Below are 20,591 nucleotides of genomic sequence, written 5' to 3' on the forward strand. Positions count from 1 at the left end.
TCCTCCTTAAATATAGAGGGCTATCTTTTAATTTCCCTCCAAAGAATAGTTGTAAAAGTTTTTATAACCATACTACACTCCCCTTTCACTGATAAATTTATCATAATTATATCATTCTTTAGTGAAACCCTCTAATTATATTATTAAGTTGGTTTTACAACATCATCTTTTTATTTCGTAAGCGTGAAAAAACTCTACCTTTACTTAACAATAACTCCAGTAGTTAGCTATAAGTGCTTTCTACTGGAGTTTATTTCTAAACATTATCCTCTGAATGATTTGCAACGTTCCTATCAACTACTCCTTGTCTGAGACATAAAGACCAAATCTCCGTCATCGTTCCCAATATAAAGTGCATAATTTTCGTTACCTAATGTAGCTACGGATATTCCGCCTTTTGTTTTAAAATCATTATCTAAATCATTTCCTACTATAGTTGTTATTATAGAATTTTCAGTGACCTCTTCTTTTGTATCAATATGGTATTGACAAAGATTTCCGTCATTTGTCCCATTGACTTGTAAATAATGATCAACAATGCTTCCTCTAGGTTCCCCGCCAGAAATATTTTGGAGTTCTAAATCTGTCCTCATTGGTCCCCTTAAATCATACACATATATGCTATTTTTTTTATCACTTGCTTTATAAATATATGAGTGGAAATACTTTCCCGGTGAACATATATATCTTGTTGATGTGTATTTCTTTCTTGATACAGTTTCTCCTGTCTCGTATACTTTTTTCACATCTTTATCCAGCCAGAGTAAGACATCAACAAATTCTGCATTCGTAACATAATTCAGTAATATCTTATCATCAATAATGGTAGCAGAAGGTGAGAATAATATCGATGTTGTATTATTTACCCCTTCAATCTTATCTTTACAGCTCCAACTGCCTGGTTGAATTTTATCCAATGGGCAAGTCATATACTTTAACGTATGATCTTTACTGCTGTTATAAAACACATAACAGGTATCATTAAATATAACTGCTGCTGGATTATTGTTTGTAGTTGGTGGATTTTTAGATGAATAAATTGGATAATTTGTCATCCAAGTTTTACTATTTCCATCATAAATAAGCACATGAATACAATTATCAGTTCCTTCAAAAAAACCATATAGCTTGTTCCGTTTCGTATCAGCTATCAATGTTGGATTCTCCTTTGCCTTCGGCTGCATAAAAGATATATCTTTAACATATCCAAGTTTTTTCCAATAAGAAAATATAGTTGAAATAAACCATGCATAATTATCAGCATTCAACACGGCCTTTTCTGGACTCTCCTTTGCCAGTTTCCTACAATTAGTTATACCATATTCATAATCTATAATAGGATTTGTTTTACCTATTCTAACTGTATGTGATAATTCATGGTAAATAGTAGCCACCTGACTATCCATATCCCCATATACTGCTTGCTCATAAAAAGCATTCAATAAAAAAATATGATTTTGATATAGCATATTATAAGGCATTACAAACGCTACAACTCCCTGTTTGTTTTTTTCCGCAACCCCTGGTACACTTTCATTCCAAAGATGATAACTAACTTTATTCTTTAATCTGCCATTGATTCTTTTCATAATGTCTTTTATAAAATTATATTTATCATAGCTATTAAAAATATCTTTAAATTGTGGAGAATTTTCTGTCGTAAATCCAATTTTGTCAACACATTTCTGACTCAGCCTTTTTAACTGACGATGCACTAAAAGCATCATACTTTGTAAATCTGAAGGTTTCAATTCCTGTCTACCATTAGAATACACAGTTCCTTCTCTATAATACAAGACACTCTCTGAATCCCCATAAAGTATTGCTTCTTCGATATCATCAAAAGGAATACTTTTCTTTATTCCCACCTGTACGATACTTTGTACATTAATCTTTACCACATCTGTCTTTATACTTTCCGTCATTGTCAGCATATCTGATAAATGTTCTTTTATCCCAATATTTCTGTTGCAGAAAATACTATATTGACCCACTTTTTTCATTTCATAATAGGAAGAAAGATTATGTTCCTTTTTAAGAGTCTGTCCTGCTCCAATTTTTATAAAATTTGAATCAATTGGTTCCTTGTACGAAAAATACGCACCCATATACATCATGCGTTTTTCGCCATAATATAACTCAACAGAATCTGTGTCAAAATCAACTAATGGTGTATATCGTGGCAATATATAATAATCCTTATCAGTGATATTTGTAAGAGAAAACACTACCTTTACATTTGCATTTGATTCATAACTTGATTTTACTTCCCATGTTGCTTTAAGAATTCCCATAAAATTCCCCTCCATAAAAAACAAAATAATTTGTCATTTTTATTATTTCCAACTAGTGTTTAATACCTCATGTTATCTCAACTATTACAATTGAAGTCATCGTAAATGTTGATGCATCATTATCTGTTTTAATTTTCATTCTATCTAACCTTCTTTTTTCAGATTATCTTTCTCTTTCTTGCCTCGGTAACAGCTGCTGTTTTGCTGTTCACTCCAAGTTTTTTAAAGTTCTGCTTATTATGATATTTTACATTTTCTACTTTAAGTCCAAGTTCCCCCGCGATCTCTGCACTAGAAAGTCCCTCTGCCTGAAGCTTTAGGATTTTAATAGCATTTTCACTAAAAGTTGCACACTCTGTGACTTGTTTCAAATATCCCGGGTAGGCAAGTGCTATCTTTTCTGTCTCCACAAATACTGCCTTATAGTATTGGGTCTTATTACCTTTTAAAGTGAATTCCTTAAGCATCCGGTTTACTGCAGCTCCTTCTCTGGAAATAAGACGTACAAAGTGATAACTTTCTGCCTTAGTTAATACTTTATGTAAATTTTCTTCCCATTTGCCATTGCCCATTCTGTACTGAGTAATGGCTAACAAAAGATCTGCTTCCATGGATATGTAAGTACGATGCATCAGTTCCGCATAATACTGGATACGTTGCAAGAGACTAATCGCCTTTTCATATTTCCCCATTAACAGGTAAACACGTACCTTTGTCAGATACCGAAAACGCTCCATAGTACAGAATTCCATTTCCTCATTTGGTGCCTGCTCCATCCACTCCAGCGCCTCAGCTGTCTTTCCCTGATAGAGACCAATCCGTATCTGCAAAGCAGTTAAATTGGTTAACAGCTTTACTGACCCTTCCTGTTCTACCTTCTTTTGAAAGTTAAGTAACAGTTCTTTTGCATCCTCTGCATGATCATTAATAATATTCAGCCATGCAAAAATCCCTGTCGCCACAAAGCACCGCTCAATCTTACCTCCTGCCTGTGCCTGCATCATGCCCTTATTGGTCAGATTGGCGATTTCATAACTGTCTTCTCCTTTTTCCAGAAAGCTTTCCGCAAGAGCCAGGTTTACTAGTCCTTTCCCATATTTCCCCAAGGTAAATTCTATGATTTTCCCAATACTCTTTGCCAGTTCCTTATCCCGCTTACTCCATTCGCAAAAATCTTTTGCCCCGTTCATCTGGGATGGCAGATTACTGGTAACGGAGAATTCCGGCAGGACGATGTTACTGCTTATTAAGAGGTTTCCTGCATTTTTTATGATATCAATCAGGGTACTGCTTCCACGGTGTGGCAATCCAATGTCCAAATAGACAAGCTGCCCTTTTGCTTCTTTTTTAGCACTTCCACTTAAGGTTCCCTCCAACTGCTTTAATTCCTCATACCAGCGTTCACTTTCTTCTATGTTCAAAAGCATGGACTGGAGCATGCTCATGCCTGCTATCAATTCTACGTTTTCCCTGATTTTTTCTTCCGGCAGGGTAAGATAATATTGTCGCAACTCATAATAATGACCACTTGCTGGATTTTTTCTTGCGTTAAAAATCAACAGTCTGGCAATTCTTTCCGTGTCATGGCATATCTCATACATCTTCAGTGCATTTGGGGTATCGCCTTCCAATTCATAGTAAAGACCTGCATTATAATAGAGTCGTTCCCATCTTTCCTTATGATAAGTCCTGATAAGTCTTCGCCTCATGGAACGCCTCATAGCATGTCTGATTTCATAAATCCTTTTACCACCAGCAGTTTCTTTAAATAGTAAGAAGTTTCCAAGCTGTTCAGCTATGCAGATCATTCTCTCCACATCGCTTCTGCCTGTAATCATTTCTGCCAGATGCTTATCAAACTCATCTACAATACATACCTGCATAAAAAATTCCTGAATTTCTATTTCCCAATGGTCATAGACCTGGCAGTCAAGGTAATCCCAAAAGTCATTTCTCATCCTTTCAATATGGTTTACATCAAATGGTCTGCCATCTGCAAGATCCATAGCAATCAACCTTGCTACAATTCCGATCCCGGATGTAAGTCCCATAATTTTCTTGAAATCTTCTTCTGTAGGCGTTAATCCCCACAAATTTAGATATTCTATCATCTCATTTTCTGAAAGCAATAATTCCTCTTCCTCTATCACCGTGAACACTTTCCGATAATAAACAGGACGCAGCCAGGATGGCATCCTGCTTCTTCCTGACATGATACACCAAATATCCGATCTCCTTGCAAGTATTTCAATCTTTTTTATTAATGCTTCTCTTAACTCATCCGTCCTCAGCTGCTGCAAATCATCAATGACTACAATCTGCTGTTTTTCACTAATAGGAAAATCGATTTCATCCTCCTTCAGCTGCTCTGCAGAATAATAGTGATACTTCCTTTTACCTAAATAATCATGGATAAAAGCCGTTTTCCCACAGCCTGATATCCCATAGAGATATACGGTCTGTGACAAAGTCTGGGCTGCCTTCATCTTCTTATTTGCTATTCTTGGGCGTATGTAGAATCCATCTTCAGCCTGCAATCCAATTTCTAAATACTTTTCTTCCATTTTCATCCCCATCTTTAAAAGTTATACCCCTGTTCTTTTACTATATAATGAAAATTTTACCATATAAAATTTTGAAAAGCCACTCCTCAAAAGGGTAGTTTGTGTGGTAAAAAGATCTAATTTAAATTCAGTTCCTACAATCATAACTAAGCCATCTATACTTCTCCTTAAATCTGTTACGCTACAAGCTGAATAAACAACTATACAATATTCTGTTGATTTAAATTATCTATTATGCTAAAATCCATTTATAATAACATATAGTTTAGTTTTCTAGGGTTCCGCAACTTATTGTTGGCAGGTCCGAGAGAAAACGCACAGTTCATTGTGTACACGGAAGGATAAAAGCCTGGGAGATATTTTAATAATATTTCCTTAGGCTTTTTTTGATTTTTATATATTACAAGGAGTGTGAAAATTATGACATGGTTTTTTTTGATTTTAGCTGGTCTTTTTGAGGTAGGTTGGGCTGTGGGATTAAAGTATTCACAAGGATTTACAAAACTTACACCAAGTATATTCACAATAGCAGGTATGATAGCAAGTTTCTATTTTTTATCCTTAGCATTAAAAAATATTCCCTTAGGTACAGCTTACGCAATTTGGACTGGGATTGGGACCGTTGGTACAGTAATTTTAGGAATACTCCTATTCAAAGAGCCTTTTGATATAATTAGGTTAATTTGTATAGGGTTTATTGTAACTGGAATAGTTGGCTTGAAGCTTGTATCATCCCATTAATTATTATTTCTATTATGGAAGCTTTCTTTAGATATGAATCCAAAGGCTATGGTACTGAAATTAGTCCATAGCCTTCCTAACTTATAAAAAATAAATCCCAACCCGAGAATTTACCTATTAGGATTTATCATTCTTTTGATGAATAAATCGTATTCGCCTCTCTGACCATCGATGCATATACTTTTTTCAATTCATTGAATGCAGTTTTTACTTCATCAGGTATCTCTACATGTGCAATATAGTTTTTCCCTCTTGGTCCATATCCTTCTTCATCATCGGTCAATCTTGGTATTTCACCCATCAAAAGCGTAATGTACCGTTCCATATCCCATATTCCCCATACATCCTGTTCAAATGCTAGTTCATTATCTTTAACAATAACATCTATTTCATATACCGCAAAATTTATAATAAGAATGTCATTAGTAACATACTTTCGGAGACCTGCCTCCATACGATACTGCATAGTTGCGTCCTGAGCAAGAATAATACTCTTAACCGTGATATCATTTTCTTTTAGCAACTTCAACATATATATAATATTGTTACCACAGTTTGTTGACTCACACTCTAAAAAGTCAGGTACAAGATTATATTTATGCTTCAAATACGCTGCAAAAATTTTTGCTTCTGATAGTCCTTTTGTTTCAATGTTGGGAAATTCTTGGTGCATTTTTACACGTAAGGTTTCTGTTGTATGTCCAACACCACCAATAATAATATATTTCTTGGCAATATTGTTTTTCATTGCTTCAGCTAGTATATCACCGCCAGCCATTATACTTCCACCAAACAAAATCATTACATCTGCCTGAGTAATTCCATACTTATTATTTAATTTATTCTGTGTTAGAATTGGGATATCTCTCTTGCCACAAAACTTGCCTAATATGTTTATATATTCTGTAATTTTTTTCTTCATAATCCACCTACTATAATTTCAATTGCATATAGCGATTTTTCAAATATGTTCCAAGTTAATCATTTACTATCAATGCACTATTTATTATTATTTTATATATAATACTTACGTCACAATAAGCTGAAAATATATCTATCAAATTTAATTATTTTTTGAGAGGAGTACTTATATGAAGAAACTATTAATTATTAAAACAGGTACAACCTTCCCCATTATTAGTGAAAAGTATGGTGACTTTGAAGATTTTATAATTAAACAAATAGATTTATCAAAAGAAGATGCTATTGTATGTCCAGTTTACAACGATGATATATTACCAGATTTAAAAGAAGTATCTGGCGTCATAATTACAGGCTCACATTCTATGGTTACAGATCAGGATTCATGGATTAAAATTTTGGAAGAATACTTACGAGAAATAGCTGAAAATAATATTCCAGTATTGGGGATTTGTTACGGTCATCAATTAATTTGCCAAGCTTTTGGTGGTACTGTAGGATATCATCCTAAAGGAAAAGAAGTAGGCACAGTAAATATACAACTAACAGAAGAAGGAAAGAAGGATCCATTACTTAGTGTACTTCCAGAAAACTTTTTAGGTCATGTAACCCATTCACAAACAGTACTTAAATTACCCAAAGGTGCAAAAACACTAGCCTTAAACGATTTTGAAAACCATCACGGATTTGTTATATACGAAAAAATCTGGGGAGTTCAATTTCACCCAGAATTTAATTTAGGAATTATTAAATCTTATATTTTAGAACAAGAAGATACTCTAATTAGGGAAGGACATTCTATGGATACTCTATATAATTCTTTAAAAGATCATGACTATGGGAAAATCCTACTAAAAAGATTCATAAATCTTATTTAAATATATATTGCAGTTAGGCTTTGTAGCTATAATATAGAACATGTATTATGCTGAAATCCATCTATAATAATATATAGTTTAGTTTTCTAGGTTTCCGTAATTTATTTTGTCAGGTCCGAGAGAAAACGCAGCAAAACAGGACATGTCTTGTAAAATTTATCTGTTATCATAATATTAGCAAAAGAACTTGCAAGGATTATTTTGCCGAAAGGAGTGCAGTATGAATTATCTAGATATGATGCAAAGCAGCATTGATTATATTGAAGTGAATTTGAAGTCAGAATTGTCAGCTTTGGAACTGGCAAAAAATCAAGGTTTCTCCCTATTCCATTATTATCGCTTGTTTCAAGGAGTAGTAGGTATACCTGTTATGCAGTATATCTTAAGACGCAAACTTTATAATGCTATATATGAAATTAGCTTAGGTAATAAAATGATTGATGTTGCTTTGAGTTACGGCTTTGAGACTCATTCTGGATTTTTCAAAGCCTTTAAACGTGAATTCCACTGCTCTCCCACTGAGTATCTAAAAAAATATAAGGTGACGAAACCTTATAAAATCAATTTAAGGCAGGAGACATTCATTATGGTTACACATAAAAAATTAAGAGAAGTACTAGCTAATTGGAAATTGAAAGAACCAATTGAAATTAAAGATTTATATTATGGGTCTAGTGGTAATAAATCTGAAAACACTTGGGTTGTCAATGATGATTTTATAATTAAGGTTGGTACAAATATTACAGGCTTAAAACAGCATATTGTTCTATCAAGATCACTTGCAGATGTAGGTCTTGAAACAGCTATACCAGTAGTTACAAAAGATAACACTGATTATTTTATAGATGGCGAATTATACTTTTGCTTAACAAATCAAATTCATGGACATTGTATAAAAAGCGGTGAAATGTACCAAGGAGATTTTCAAGCTAAAGCAAGATACTTAGGCGAGATTATTGGTCAGCTACATTTAATTCTCCAAAAGCAAGATAAAGAAATAATATGCAACGAACCAAATATTTATGAGATTATTAAAGATTGGGCAATTCCAGAGGTAAAAAAACATATGGCAATTCCAAGTAGCTTTTATGATGATTACTTAGAAAATTTCCAAAAGCTTTATATACACTTACCAAAGCATGTTATTCACCGTGATCCTAATCCAAGTAATATTATAATGAAGGATGGGAAATTAGCAGGCTTTATTGATTTTGAATTATCTGAACGTAATATCAGAATTTTTGACCCATGCTATGCGGCAACTGCTATTTTATCAGAAAACTTTGCAGAGAATGATAAAGATAAATTACAAAAGTGGCTTACTATTTTCAGAAATATAATCGCTGGATATGATAGTGTTTGCAAACTATCCGATGAAGAGAGACAAGCTATTCCTTATGTTATCTATTCAATTCAAATGATATTTGTTGCATATTGTAGCAGTATCGATAAACTTGTAGACCTTTCAATAGTTAATCAAAATATGCTTATGTGGTTACTTAATACCAAAGGGCTACTAATGTTATAAAAATTAAGTAAGTTAAATAGCTTGGTGGCTGAATATTCAGTATTATAAAATTAACTTGGTATATCAGAACAACTTAAATATGAAACAGTTAAAAACTTTCTAGATAAAAGTTTCAAAGTTAAAGTACCTTAAGTATTTTTAAATATTACAGTTTTTAATGGCAATAATAGTATTATCCACACCATGGTTCTTTATAGCCATGGTTCCTTATCTTTCTTTAAATTAACCTGTTGTGCTAACAGATAAGTTTTCATTAATAGGATATTTATTCCATATATTTGAGCAGACTTCTCCTAATGAAGATGTCGCCAAATCCTTAGGAATTATTATCCAAATATTAATGTCTTAATCTTTGCTGTATCTATACCTATATTTAAGATTTTATTTATAAAATAACAAAGATTATGAGCTAATATTTTATTTACTATTCTTGTAGCAAAGCCCCAAGTTGACTTTGCAAGAACCCTCTGTATATTCAATTGCTCGGAGAGCTGAGAAAAAGTGGTTTCTATTCTACGACGAGCCTTGAATATGAGTTGCCTAAGTGGTTTTAAAAGTTTAATTTTACTGTTATTACGACTTATGGTTAGAAGATTAATATCCATTATCTCTTTTAATTGCGAAGCAATCTTTTGACCTATATAGCCTTTATCGCCTATTAGTGTATTAACAACTGAATTATCTATAAGTTCCCAGACTGCGTCTCTATCATCAATGTTTGCAGCAGTAATAGAGAAGTCTGTGATATAGCCATCTAAAGCAACTAATGCATGTAATTTGAAGCCGTAATATGTCTCTTTTTTCGAAGCGCATCGCCCGTAGGCAGCCTTCGGCTTAAATGACTTATGAAAGTGAGCTCTACCAAATTTACACACAGGAATAGGCATACTATCTACAATTCTTATTCGATCATATTGATAGTTAAGAAATTTCATAAATTCCTTACGTATTGCATCTGTGACTCGAAATAAGGATTTTCTTACTCTATGAAATCTTGTTCTACTACAAAAATTAGGGAACAGATCTCGTAAGTTTTTAGAACAAAACCCAAACCAAGCTTTTTCAGAGTCAATGGTTAAGAGTTCGCCTACTAAAGATAAAGTAATGATTTCGCTATCAGACATTACTGACTTATCAATATTGCGACGGTTCATAATAAATGCTGGAGTTACCTTTTGGTAAAAATCATCAATTATAACATAAGTGACAACAATAAAATCTTTTAAGTTGTTTATTGTTATGATAAAATCTTTATTAAACTCTGGCATATAAGTTAGCCTCCTATCATTAGATTAGTCGTGTTTTTTAATGATAGGTTAGCAAATATGCTGGAGTTTTTCTATTTGTAAGTATTGCCAACGTATTTAACTAGCACAACGAGTTAAATTATATAAAAAATGAAAGTAGGCGATAATATTGAAAGCAATAGTATATGAAGGCATAAGAGATGTAAAAGTTAAAAATGTTGACGACCCTAAAATTCAAAAGGATGACGATATAATTGTAAAAGTAACCTCAACAGCAATTTGTGGCTCAGATCTTCATTTAATTCATGGCTTTATTCCTAATCTTCCAAAAGGATTTATATTAGGTCATGAAACTATGGGAATTGTTGAAGAAGTAGGAAAAGAAGTAACTAAGGTAAAAAAAGGAGATAGAGTTATAGTCCCTTTCCCTGTTTCTTGTGGCCACTGTTGGTATTGCGAACACGATTTATGGAGCCAATGCGACAATTCCAATCCCAATGGTGAAGTTGGTGGAATATTTGGATATAGTAACACCTACGGCGGATATGATGGTGGGCAAGCGCAATTTTTAAGAGTTCCTTATGCCAATGTAGGTCCTAAAGTTATTCCTGAAAACTTAACCGACGAGCAAGTATTATTTTTAACTGACATACTTCCTACCTCGCTTTGGGGAGTTGATATTGCTGGTGTAAAATCTGGAGATACAGTGGTGGTTTTAGGCTGTGGACCTGTAGGCTTGTTAGCTCAAAAATGGGCAATTTATAAAGGAGCTAAACGTGTAATTGCTGTTGATTGCATAGACTATAGATTAGAACATGCTAAAAGATATAATCAAGTAGAAACAGTTAACTTCCAGCAACATGATAATACAGGAGAACTCTTAAAAGAACTTACCCATGGTGGTGCTGACGCTGTAATTGATTGTGTTGGAATGGATGGTAAAATGTCCAATATAGAAAAAATAGAAAGCGTATTAAAGCTTCAAGGTGGCTCAAAATCTGCTATTGAAATGTCAGCACAAGCTGTAAGGAAAGGTGGCACTGTCGCTCTTGTAGGAGTTTACGGCTCTAAATATAATGGATTTCCTCTAGGAGATTTTTTCGGTAGAAATGTAACATTAAAAATGGGTCAATGTCCTGCTCATTCTTACGTTGATCCGATTTTAGAATTAATCAAAAACGGAAAATTTGATGCAACAGACATAATAACCCATAAACTTTCCTTAGATAAAGGTGAGCATGCCTATAAGATTTTTGATGGCAAGGATGATAACTGTATAAAGGTTATTTTAAAACCTGAAGCTTGACATGGAATAAATTTATTTTTACTTTATTAAAGAACATAAAAGCTATAGTTGTGATGTTCTTGCTCCAACTAATAGAAATAAGATTATGCATTAACTTATAAAAAGTATACACATACACTACAAATATCAAAAGCATAGGAAGACTTATGGAACTAGATTTTATTAGCAACATAAGTCTTTATTATGTTTAGAAAGATTGGAAAAGTAAAATACAAATGAAATAAATGCTATAATTATATATAAATAATTTATTACACAGTTTTAAAATACTAGTTCTATATTTTAAAAAGGGGAATTTTAAGATGGATTTAAAATCATGGAATAATGATTTAAAAAATTTAAGACAAATAATTTTAAAAGAAGATAAGCTTGAAGAAAGTAAGAAGCTTTTTTTCTGTTTACATGCTAGAGTTCATTCATCAAATATATCAGAAATAAATGAAAAAACCTTTGAAGATGAATTATGGGAAAACTTAGATGAGGATAAGTTTAGGACTGCAACAAATGAAAAAGGTCGTACAATTGCATATGGTATGTGGCATTGTACCAGAATAGAAGATATAACGATGAATATATTAGTGGCTAAAGGTGAACAAGTCTTACATAGAGGAAATTGGAAAGAAAAAATTAACTCTGGAATAATAGATACAGGAAATTCACTGACTCCAGAGCAGATATTGGAATTTAGTAAAACTATCAATATGAAGGAATTAAAAAATTATAGAGCCGAAGTAGGAAGAATGACAAGAAATATTGTAAAAAGTCTAACTTTTGAGGATATGAAAAAGACTTTTCAAAAACATCAATTACAACGAATAATAGATGAGGGTGCTGTTTTAGATGTTGAGGCTTCAAATTGGTTAATAGATTTTTGGGGAAAAAAGAATGTATCAGGAATTCTATTAATGCCAGGGACAAGACATCATGTGGTTCATTTAAACGAATCTTTCCGTGCCAAAAAGAAATCTTAACTTATTAAACTTCACCATTTCACTACAACATATATAACGTACACTTTTTTTATTGCCTAAAAATTATATAGGCTTACATTTCTTAATGTAAGCCATTTTGCATATTTTCTATTAACTATTCGTTCCCCCCATGAGCTTGCCTACTATTAGAATTTTCTGCTCCAATCCCAAGTTTCATAAGTTGTTTCAACTTTAAAACCTAAATCCCAATAGAATTGTTGGTCTCCACCAAGCATTCCTCTACAACTTGGAGCTATCTTCATAATACGATTGGCTGCTTCATAAATCAACGCTCTTGCTACTCCCTTTCGTCTGGACCACCATACAACTCCAAGTGGCTCTAATTCACAATAGGGCATTTTTTCATTATACCAGATGATAGCCATTCCCACTGGCTTTCCTTCCTGATCCAAAACACACAAATCAAGTTCTGGTTTATATCCTGGCATTGTTCTCAAGTCATGAAATCCTTTCTCACCAGTCTCTGCAATTGGAAGTGTATAGTTAAAGGAAAACATATGTGTATTGGAAAGAAAAAAGTCTGGTGTTTCATTTCCATCAGCTATTCTATATCCTTCTGGAAGTACAACATCAAATTTATCACCTCTAAATGGGAGTATCAGTGATCTTTCTGTATGCTGTGATAATCCATACCCTCTTTCTTTTGCCATATTTTTTACACAGCTATATTCTTTCGGAATCACAATGTGTAAATATCTACTCTGTTCTTTATAATCATTTGTAAAACAAGATAGATGTGTTTCTGCATGATGAAACATTTTCTCAAGTAATTTGCTGTCTTTCTGTCGTTCTAGCGAATCAAAAAGAAAAAATGCATCTCCGTGCCATACGCCTTCACATATAACTGCTGAAATAATCTTGCCATCTTCTTCCCATATACCAACAGTATGCCTCCAATTATCTTTTACATTTGCCCATGCACTATGAACTCCTCTACAAAACTCATGTCTACTAAAGCTCCATATTGGCTTTCCCCATTGGTAGCTTGCTAAAATAAGCTCTTCTAATTTTAAGAAATCCTCATCTGTATAATATCTAAAAGTAATACTCAAATTAATCCCCCTCTTCCCAGTGTGATTTATAATTACCATTTATAAACTTTCTGCTTCTAATTAAACTTACCCCACCTTTCAAAGTACAATTGCTATTCACAATTTTAGTGAGTTATGCGTTCTCTTTAATTTTAATATCTCCTCACGTTAGAATTAAAGGGAATAATCATTTCTATATCATTCTTTATACAAAAAGCTACTATCCATTATATATAGTCGTAGCTTAATCCTAACTTGCATTCTTAACTATGTGCTAACCTAAAATTACACTAATTATGATTATATTAAGTTTAATTAATACCTATAGTTTCTTAGGCGCTTCTAATCATGTTAATAAGCTATGTTCTATAGTATTAAATGAAAAATAATCATAATTTTCAAAAAAAATACATAAAAGTGCCAACGAGCCCTTTTAAATCGTTGGCTTGTTGGCACCTTTTCTACAACTTGGAGCAAATTATATCTACTCCCATGAAATATTTTCACAACAGATTATCTATTATTTCTGTTGTTATCATTGTTATCATTGTTATTATTGTTATCATTGTTTCTGTTGTTATCGTTATTTCTGTTCTTCTCGTTATTTTTATTGTTATTATTGTTTCTGTTGTTTCTGTTGTTTCTGTTGTTTCTGTTGTTATTATTCATTAGTCTCACCTCCTGACTTTTATATTATTATCAAAAGCAGCTTCCATTATGTATTGATAACAATATAAATTGATATGTGTGTTTTTTACTATCCTATAGACCTGTATAAGATAACTTCAGTTGTACTTTTAGCTTTATCTCTAGAGATATTTCATTACTTATCTCTGTTCATAAAAATATCTCCTGGGAACCCTTTCAGGCTAACTATTTCATTTTTTTCAGCTGCACATTTATCTAAAGCCTTTATAATTTCTTCATTATCTACCATGGGAGTAATATCATGAGTAATAATCCACGAGGTTTGCGAGGGCATAATTGGTGAAATTATCATAATAGGAATTTTAATGCCAGCTTTTCTTAAAGTAAGAGCTTCACTTAATCGAACAACTCCCAAAGCATCAGAGTTATAATTTATAAGTTCATTTGCAATAGGTATCATTCCATGTCCACAAGCATCTCCCTTTAAAACTATCATAAACTTTGTATTGGGTTTAATTAGACTGCGAAGGATATTAAAGTTACGCTGAAGCTGGCTTAAATTAATATATATTTGATTCACTTCAGGTATAGTATGTTTTAAGTCATCCTAATGGTTTACTTCATTAGTCTTTGCGAGATTATATATTATTTTGCTCCCCATATTGCATACCCTTTCTTATACTGTTTAATATATCTCATAGTATAATTCTAGCTATGCTGATTTATTCATCATAACAGCTCATTGATATTACTATTAGGATTTCTATATGACTTTCTTTTTGAAGTTTTCTTCCCCCATTGAATGGCTTGTCTAGGACAATATTGAATACAGGCTGTACATTGCTCACAATTATGCTTCCATACTGGTTTGTCAGTATTAGATCGTATGTTTTTTACAGGACAAATCTTTTCACATAACTTACAACCATTGCAATTATCATTAATCCAAAAATCTTTATCGCTTAAATGAAGATTTTTCACTATCTTGTCTGTTGCCTTAATAAAAACTCTATCAATTAATATATCAATTACTAGTTTACTGAATTCGCATTTGTAATTTTTTCTTTCTCTAATTATTGCAGCTATCTTACCTACTTTGTTCTTTTCTCTCTCAAAAATCTTGTTTTGTTTTTCAATAGAACTTGCCCCATATGCAAAAATATTGTTTCCTGGCATGTTAATTAAAAAACCAGAATTTAATACTCTATCTTTGCTCTGTAATATTTTTCTCAATTTAATTAATACTTCAGCAGAAGCTCCTCCATGAGTTGCTATTGCAAAAACATAAGTATCTTCATTTTCCTGAAAAATATAATATTGTATCCTTATCTATGACCATAAAACTTCTCCTTTTATCAATATCTCCAAGTAATTTTTACTTTGTTTCATTTTCAAAATTGCTTTTTCTAAAATTGATATTTTGATTTCTAATGGTATTATAGGCTAAGTACTATAGTACACAGTCAAGTTCTATTTTTTCAAATAAATTTCTATATCCTCGCACCCTTCTATATTCTTTGATAATATAGTTCCTTTGACTTTTTCAAGTAACTTTTTAGTTTCCTCTAGATTATTTATCTTCTCATTTACTTCATTTATTTTACTTTCAACAATTTTTTTAATATCTTCAATATTTCCACATAATATCTCGTCATGCATCAATATGCTTATTTCCCTTAATGAGAAACCAAGATTCTTAACTATAAGAATAAACCTAATTATTTCTATATCTTTTTTTGAATAAATTCTATATCCATTCTCATCTTTTTTAGGTTCAGAAAGCAACCCAATTTTTTCATAATACCTTATAGTCTCTTTATTTATATTTAATTCCTTAACCAATTCTCCAATATTATAAATATCTTTCATATACATCTTCCTATCAGCAATTTAACATCATTATCTTCTTATCTTAAGTGAATAAAAATGTTCTTTTAATTTTTCCTTTTTTGCTCCTCCAATAATCCGAATTATATTTACCCTTTATTTAACTCTTTTAAACATCGGATGTTCTTTGTTGAATTCAACTAAGTCCCACAAGTTCCCGTATAAATCTTTAAACACTGCAACAGTTCCATAGTCCTGACTTTTAGGTTCCCTAACAAACTCTATTCCTATTTTTTTCATTTCATTATAATCACGCCAAAAATCATCAGTTCCTAGAAAAAGAAAAACTCTTCCTCCCGCTTGATTTCCTATGAAATCCTCTTGCTTTACATTAGAAGACTTTGCAAGTAATATTGTTGTCCCATTTGAACTTGGTGGAGACACTACTACCCATCTCTTTTCTTGCTCCGGCTGATATGTATCTTCTATTAATTCAAAATGAAGTTTTTTTGTATAAAATTCGATTGCTTCATCATAGTCTTTTACTACTAAAGCAATATGCACCAATGATTGAATCATTAATTATCCTCCTCATTCTGTTACAATTAAGTAACAAACAAATTGATATTTACCTTGTACTTAAAAATTCTACGCCCGCCGATTCCTGTTCCTTTAATTGTAACATATTCTGTAAAATTCTATTATTAACTTTATTCTCTTACCTATAATGCGATGTTTTTACATATAAAATAACCCTAATCAAACCATCCTTATACTCTCGATCCTCTAACTAATAATAAATATACGTCCATTTCTAGATACACCTTCAGTTGCATATATTTACATTATATCTTTTAAGATGTATAATTATAAAATAGTTTACATTTTTCTAAATTTAACTTATTTCTAAATTAATTTACATATTTGTAAACTTAAATCATTCTATATTAGGGGGTGAATATAGACGCTTGACACTTTAGGAAAACGTTTTATGGAGATTTATTACTAAAATGTACGTTAAAAATTTAAAAAAGGGGGGAAAGATATAATTTTTTATATCGAATAATAATGAGTAATAAAGTAAAAAAACTCACGTCTTTTATCTTAACACTATGCTTACTGCTGACGCTTCAATTTGTTCAACTTCCAATTCATATGTTTAATAATACAATCACTGCTTCAGCTGCTGCCCTAACAACTTCAAGAATATCTGTTCATGATCCATCAATTGTCAAAGCAAATGGCAAGTATTATCTCTTTGGAACACATAGAACAAATGCTGTTTCATCAAACCTAACATCTTGGAGTTACTTTCAAACAAATACGGACTATGCAAAAGTATTTTCTATTGGAGGCAAATGGGCTTCACACGGAAGCAGTACTTATGATATCAATGGAAACCTTTGGGCTCCTGATGTTATCTACAATCCAACTATGAAAAAATGGTGTATGTACATGAGCGTTAACGGGGACAAGTTCTACTCTTCTATTGCTCTTGCAACAGCTAGCAATATAGAAGGTCCATATACCTATGCAGGAACAATAGTGTATTCAGGTTTTGTTAATTCTTCACAGGCTAGTGAGACAGACTACAAGACTGTTACAGGGAAAACAACTGTAGATAGCAAATACCTATCTAATGGAGCTTGGAATTCATCATATGGTCCTAACGCCATTGACCCTTGCTTGTTGTATGATAAGAACGGAGATCTATGGATGTCCTATGGTTCATGGTTTGGCGGAATCTTTATGCTAAAATTGAACAAGTCTACAGGCTTAAGAGATTATTCTTACACTTATCAAACCACTACAAATGTGTCAGATAAATACTTTGGTACAAAGATTTCTGGAGGCTACGGAACTACTGGAGAAGGTTCCTATATTGTATATGACAAAGCTTCAGGTTATTACTACTTATACGAATCTTATTGTGGCCTTGATGCTACTGATAATTTCAGTGGGTACCACATTCGTCTATTTAGATCAAAAAATATAACTGGTCCTTATGTAGATGCAAGAGGAAATTCTGCTATTTGTAAAAGTGCCAATGATGATAAGTCTACTAAAGGTATAAAACTCTTTGGTAACTACTCCTTTTCTTCCTTAAGCTCTGTGGCAAGCTCTGAACTTAGTTCAAAGGGCTATATGTCTGGTGGACATAACTCTGCTTTCATTGATGATTCTGGTCAAAGATATTTAGTTTACCATACAAGATTTAACAATGGTACTGAAGGTCATCAAGTTAGGGTTCATCAACAATTCCTAAATGAAGACGGCTGGCCAGTAACAGCAGTATATGAATATTTAGGTAGTACTATATCATCATCAGGTTATTCAAGCAGTGATATTGTTGGTACCTATGAATTCGTAAATCATGGTTTAAATGCAACTACTGCCTACACTGGTATGCTAAAGACCTCTAAAGTTTCCTTAAATTCTGATGGAACCATAACTGGCGACTATTCTGGAACTTGGAAAGAAACTTCTGGTTCATATTTCTGTACTATGGTAATAGGCAATGTTACTTACAAAGGAGTATTCTTCAAACAATACAATGAATCCTCAGCTCACAATAACACTATGACTTTCTCTTTGATAGGGTCAAATAATGAATCTATCTGGGGCTCGAAAGTTTCTAATTCTACCATAAGTGCACCTAAACTAGATGGTACCTATTACATCAAAAACTCTTTAAGCGGATTGTACTTAGATATTACCCAGGGTTCTTCTGCTGATGGTACCAATCTTCAACAATGGGGACTTGGAAAATACGATTCACAAAAATTTAAGCTAGTGTCTGACAGTGATGGCTATTACTCTATATTGACTGGTGCTTCTAATTATAAAAGTTGTCTTGATGTAACAAATGGTGCTGCTACTGATGGAGCAAATATCGCTCAATGGACCTATTGGGGTGGCGATATGCAAAAATTTAAAATTGTAAAGGTTTCTGATAATAAATACGCATTTTTAACCAAATGCTCAAATTTTAATTCTTGTATGGACCTTTACAATATGAGTAAAGATTCTGGGGCAAATATTTGTCAGTGGACTTACTGGGGCGGCGATGGCCAGCTTTGGGAACTAGTATCTCCTTAAGATTTATCCACAATGAAAAAACAAACCTCCTCAAGACAATACTTCTTGCGGAGGTTTGTGCGTTATTGATTGCCTATGAAACTCAAAAGATTATATCTTATTAAGTTACAGTAATATTTTTGCATTTGCCTTATTTCCGATATATAATCTTTCTAATAGTTTCTATAGATAAATTAAAAATACCTGCCAATTCTTCCATAGAGGCACCAGCTTCATGCTTTTCACATATTTTCTGGTTTCGTTCCTCATAATACCTTCGTGCACCAGATCCTTCCCCCCATTTCTGTCTTTCAGTAACCAGAGGAATATAGATTGCTTCTCCTGATGCGTATTTCTGAATTTCGCGAAGCAATTTATCTGGCAAAATTTCTGAAGCATTTCTATATTTCATAACTACCACATTCCCAATTTTAAATTTTATTCTATATTCCTCTATCCTTGCTTTAATAAAAATTCTTCCAGATTATCATACTTCCTTAGAACTACTCCACGTCTTTCTATCTCACTAAGGATATATTTCTCTATATCATCTGCACGTTTTTCAAAGGCAGAGAGATTATCATCCTCATAAACACCAAGCAAATCCATCTTTTTTAATCCTGCCTCTTCAGTAAGAATATCAAACTCTACTTGTAAATAGCATCCCAAATGAAAACACTCCATAAACTTATTGTTTTTGCAGGCATAAGCAATGCGTCTGAAAGTATATCTGGCTTCTTCATACCATCCTGCCAGCTCCTCATAATTATAATTTCCTGACTTTACTTCCGGAGTGAACTGCTCGAAAAACTCTCTTGTTTCTTGTATCAAACTATGAACCGCTTTGACTATAACCTCAGTGTCTTTAGCCCTAATAATTTCTTCATAGTCTTTCAGAAAGTCAGTAGGAATTTTCGAAAATGTCTTGAGCTGTTCCATTCTCTCTGAATATCCATAATCCCTCTTAATATAAGTTCCATTAATAATTGCCAGTGCCTGGCTTAGATATTCAATAATTCCTCCCGCAGCCTTTCTCACATTGCCGAGAGACTTTTCAAAGAGCATAGTTTTATATATATCCATTGCTGTATTAATTTTTTCCAATGACTTCATATATATATAATCTTTATTTTTCAGGTTATTAAACATAGTTTTTCTTAGCAATTCAAACCGCTCTCTATCAGCATCATTTCTGGCATACAGGATTTCACTGTCTGCTAAACAAAAGGCAATACCTTCATTTAAGGCTGCTAGCCCCTCTATCCTTGCCCAGGACATTGGAAATAAATCATAGCCCATATCATCAATTATAAAAGTTCTTGCAAGAGAATATCCATGATCGCAAGCCGGTATAAAAAAGTCAAAAGCCATATCATCACCGTCTTCCGGTACCTTACCTATTCCTTTTCTTCCAAGTAGCAGACTAATCTCTCCCTTATATTCTGTTTCTATTTTATTTATAGCCCATACAATTAGATCTTTATCTATTTTTTTCATATATGATATCCTCACAAATTCTTATTTTTAGAATTAACA

Annotated in this window: 18 protein-coding genes and 1 riboswitch; of the genes, 6 read left to right on the forward strand and 12 right to left on the reverse strand. The window is 32.7% G+C overall.

Annotated features, from left to right (window positions below):
- Positions 1–293: 293 nt before the first annotated feature.
- A complete protein-coding gene (locus tag CLOCEL_RS16310) occupies positions 294–2,294 on the reverse strand; it encodes a M35 family metalloendopeptidase (RefSeq protein ID WP_010073333.1) in 2,001 nt (666 codons plus the stop codon).
- A gap of 158 nt (positions 2,295–2,452) precedes the next feature.
- A complete protein-coding gene (locus tag CLOCEL_RS16315) occupies positions 2,453–4,858 on the reverse strand; it encodes a winged helix-turn-helix domain-containing protein (protein ID WP_013291838.1) in 2,406 nt (801 codons plus the stop codon).
- 262 nt (positions 4,859–5,120) lie between these two features.
- A riboswitch (guanidine-I (ykkC/yxkD leader) is annotated at positions 5,121–5,216 on the forward strand.
- Between the two features lie 62 nt (positions 5,217–5,278).
- On the opposite strand from CLOCEL_RS16315, the gene sugE reads away from it, so the two are divergent.
- Positions 5,279–5,599 (forward strand): quaternary ammonium compound efflux SMR transporter SugE, encoded by a 321-nt coding sequence (sugE, locus tag CLOCEL_RS16320; RefSeq protein WP_010073336.1) that lies wholly within the window; start codon positions 5,279–5,281, stop codon positions 5,597–5,599.
- A gap of 127 nt (positions 5,600–5,726) precedes the next feature.
- Here the strand turns inward: sugE and CLOCEL_RS16325 are convergent, their stop codons facing one another.
- Entirely contained in the window at positions 5,727–6,521 is a 795-nt protein-coding gene (locus CLOCEL_RS16325) for a hypothetical protein (RefSeq protein ID WP_010073337.1), read from the reverse strand.
- A 169-nt stretch (positions 6,522–6,690) separates the two neighbouring features.
- On the opposite strand from CLOCEL_RS16325, the gene CLOCEL_RS16330 reads away from it, so the two are divergent.
- Together CLOCEL_RS16330 and CLOCEL_RS16335 are read left to right on the forward strand one after the other, a co-directional pair.
- A complete protein-coding gene (locus CLOCEL_RS16330) occupies positions 6,691–7,398 on the forward strand; it encodes a glutamine amidotransferase (protein WP_010073338.1) in 708 nt (235 codons plus the stop codon).
- A gap of 220 nt (positions 7,399–7,618) precedes the next feature.
- Complete coding sequence (locus CLOCEL_RS16335) at positions 7,619–8,926, forward strand: helix-turn-helix domain-containing protein (RefSeq protein ID WP_010073339.1); 1,308 nt, start codon at positions 7,619–7,621, stop codon at positions 8,924–8,926.
- Positions 8,927–9,252: 326 nt separating this feature from the next.
- Here CLOCEL_RS16335 and CLOCEL_RS16340 read toward each other — a convergent pair whose 3' ends face one another.
- Positions 9,253–10,194: an IS982-like element ISClce1 family transposase gene (locus tag CLOCEL_RS16340; protein WP_010076700.1), complete on the reverse strand. Its 942-nt coding sequence runs from the start codon at positions 10,192–10,194 to the stop codon at positions 9,253–9,255.
- 148 nt (positions 10,195–10,342) lie between these two features.
- Between CLOCEL_RS16340 and CLOCEL_RS16345 the strand changes: the two genes are divergently transcribed.
- A complete protein-coding gene (locus CLOCEL_RS16345) occupies positions 10,343–11,479 on the forward strand; it encodes a zinc-dependent alcohol dehydrogenase (protein ID WP_010073340.1) in 1,137 nt (378 codons plus the stop codon).
- Positions 11,480–11,781: 302 nt separating this feature from the next.
- Entirely contained in the window at positions 11,782–12,450 is a 669-nt protein-coding gene (locus tag CLOCEL_RS16350) for a DinB family protein (protein WP_010073341.1), read from the forward strand.
- Between the two features lie 146 nt (positions 12,451–12,596).
- Here CLOCEL_RS16350 and CLOCEL_RS16355 read toward each other — a convergent pair whose 3' ends face one another.
- The 6 genes from CLOCEL_RS16355 to CLOCEL_RS16375 form a co-directional block, all read right to left on the reverse strand.
- Complete coding sequence (locus CLOCEL_RS16355; RefSeq protein WP_010073342.1) at positions 12,597–13,523, reverse strand: GNAT family N-acetyltransferase; 927 nt, start codon at positions 13,521–13,523, stop codon at positions 12,597–12,599.
- Between the two features lie 492 nt (positions 13,524–14,015).
- Positions 14,016–14,171 (reverse strand): hypothetical protein, encoded by a 156-nt coding sequence (locus CLOCEL_RS23310; protein WP_010073343.1) that lies wholly within the window; start codon positions 14,169–14,171, stop codon positions 14,016–14,018.
- Positions 14,172–14,325: 154 nt separating this feature from the next.
- Positions 14,326–14,730 carry an alanine racemase gene (locus CLOCEL_RS22070; protein WP_157629749.1) on the reverse strand — a complete coding sequence of 135 codons (405 nt, stop codon included), beginning with the start codon at positions 14,728–14,730 and terminating at the stop codon, positions 14,326–14,328.
- A gap of 149 nt (positions 14,731–14,879) precedes the next feature.
- The gene (locus tag CLOCEL_RS16365; protein ID WP_157629772.1) at positions 14,880–15,479 is read right to left on the reverse strand and encodes an EFR1 family ferrodoxin; all 600 of its coding nucleotides are present in this window, start codon (positions 15,477–15,479) and stop codon (positions 14,880–14,882) included.
- A 141-nt stretch (positions 15,480–15,620) separates the two neighbouring features.
- On the reverse strand, positions 15,621–16,019 hold the full coding sequence (locus tag CLOCEL_RS16370) for a MerR family transcriptional regulator (protein WP_010073346.1): 399 nt from the start codon (positions 16,017–16,019) through the stop codon (positions 15,621–15,623).
- A 114-nt stretch (positions 16,020–16,133) separates the two neighbouring features.
- Entirely contained in the window at positions 16,134–16,556 is a 423-nt protein-coding gene (locus CLOCEL_RS16375) for a VOC family protein (RefSeq protein ID WP_010073347.1), read from the reverse strand.
- 489 nt (positions 16,557–17,045) lie between these two features.
- Here CLOCEL_RS16375 and CLOCEL_RS16380 point away from each other — a divergent pair, with 489 nt between their 5' ends.
- Positions 17,046–19,076: an RICIN domain-containing protein gene (locus tag CLOCEL_RS16380; protein ID WP_013291839.1), complete on the forward strand. Its 2,031-nt coding sequence runs from the start codon at positions 17,046–17,048 to the stop codon at positions 19,074–19,076.
- A 130-nt stretch (positions 19,077–19,206) separates the two neighbouring features.
- On the opposite strand, the gene CLOCEL_RS16385 is transcribed toward CLOCEL_RS16380, so the two are convergent.
- Together CLOCEL_RS16385 and CLOCEL_RS16390 are read right to left on the reverse strand one after the other, a co-directional pair.
- Positions 19,207–19,467: a CD3324 family protein gene (locus CLOCEL_RS16385; RefSeq protein ID WP_010073349.1), complete on the reverse strand. Its 261-nt coding sequence runs from the start codon at positions 19,465–19,467 to the stop codon at positions 19,207–19,209.
- Between the two features lie 41 nt (positions 19,468–19,508).
- Positions 19,509–20,552 carry a hypothetical protein gene (locus CLOCEL_RS16390; protein WP_010073350.1) on the reverse strand — a complete coding sequence of 348 codons (1,044 nt, stop codon included), beginning with the start codon at positions 20,550–20,552 and terminating at the stop codon, positions 19,509–19,511.
- Positions 20,553–20,591 lie beyond the last annotated feature (39 nt).

It is taken from the genome of Clostridium cellulovorans 743B (assembly GCF_000145275.1).
Classification (GTDB): Bacteria; Bacillota; Clostridia; order Clostridiales; family Clostridiaceae; genus Clostridium_K; species Clostridium_K cellulovorans.